Source organism: Paraburkholderia sp. EG304 (genome assembly GCF_046543485.1).
Classification (GTDB): Bacteria; Pseudomonadota; Gammaproteobacteria; order Burkholderiales; family Burkholderiaceae; genus Paraburkholderia; species Paraburkholderia youngii.
Genome location: NZ_JBKGUA010000231.1, coordinates 1 through 1,091, shown reverse-complemented (window position 1 = coordinate 1,091; position 1,091 = coordinate 1). Strand labels below are relative to the sequence as shown.

1 protein-coding gene and 1 pseudogene are annotated in these 1,091 nt (G+C 53.9%); one reads left to right on the top strand and one right to left on the bottom strand.

The annotated features are described in order from the left end of the window. Positions 1-253 precede the first annotated feature (253 nt). Complete coding sequence (locus tag ACLFKU_RS43540) at positions 254-685, top strand: DUF3757 domain-containing protein (protein WP_410853369.1); 432 nt, start codon at positions 254-256, stop codon at positions 683-685. A 91-nt stretch (positions 686-776) separates the two neighbouring features. On the opposite strand, the pseudogene ACLFKU_RS43535 reads toward ACLFKU_RS43540, so the two are convergent. Then, positions 777-893, bottom strand: a pseudogene (locus ACLFKU_RS43535) (IS6 family transposase); the annotation flags it as partial. Between the last annotated feature and the right edge of the window lie 198 nt (positions 894-1,091).

The following is a 1,091-nucleotide window of genomic DNA, read 5'->3' as shown; positions in this document are numbered from 1 at the left end:
TCGACTCGGTATAGCCGTCCGCTCCGCGCATCGCTTCAGTCTCAGTGTTGTCCGGTTCTTTGTTTCAACGTTTACCCCTCCCGCGCGGATGACGTGCGCGGGAGGTATTTCAACAGCCTGCTAGACGACCAACCTGCCAGCAGACTCTTATGGCTGATACGACGCAAGTGGCAAACGGCCAACTCTCTGAAAACGAGTTGTGCAGACCTTCCTTAGATTAGCAGACCGTTGTGCAATATGAAGGATTTAACCGATGAAGAAAGGTATTTTTGTTTTTACGCTCGCGCTTGGCGCATCGTGTCATGTGTTGGCTGACACGGCCGAAAGCTGCCCGAGTGTCACCGCAATCGAAAAAAATGGGGACACGTACATGGCAATGACTAGCGATGGTGAGGGTACATGGTTGGGCATTGGGCTGGACGATGACGGTGGCATCACTAAATTTAGCTCTGCCAAATTCGATCCAGCGATGGATAGTGGATCGCGAGCGGCAGTGAGCTGCTCATACGAGCTTGGTGACGGCGACTACGCAGATTTAGAATTCTTGCCGAGGCGTCCAGAACCGGACTTATCGGTGGACGTAAGCACGTGGCGTCAGAAACATGATCCTTACGGTCCTAGCTACTATGAATGCACTGCGCAGTCCGCGTTGGATTGTAGCTTCGATGTTATCCGACGGCCGTGAACAATCTGTGGAATCTTAAGGAAGGTTTCGAGTGAGGCCTGTTGGCAGATTGCAGAGACTTCGACGCGTGAATCGCGGAAACCTGGCGCCCGCGCCGGGGGGGCAGATGACTGTTTTCAGTGCGGTTGTTCACTTCTGCCGACGCTTTGACGAATACATGCTTTACGCCAGCGAGTTCCGGCACTTCCGCTTTCGCCGTCGAATAATTTCACACCGAGTTCCTACGGCGTAGACGCCTTGCCTGTTCGCCAGATATTCGACCTCCGGTGCGGGCAGCGCTTAGAAGCGGTTTCAAAAAGCCCGTGAAGGGGCTGTTAAGGAAGCTCTGCAGAAGTCGTTTTCGTAGCGGCGATTTTCCACACGCATCGCAGTCTGAACGGCGACGACATTCCTTGTGCGGAGATCG

Bases quoted from the DNA above. Each gene is read 5' to 3' on its own strand.
- ACLFKU_RS43540 (WP_410853369.1), top strand. From the start codon at position 254: ATGAAGAAAGGTATTTTTGTTTTTACGCTCGCGCTTGGCGCATCGTGT.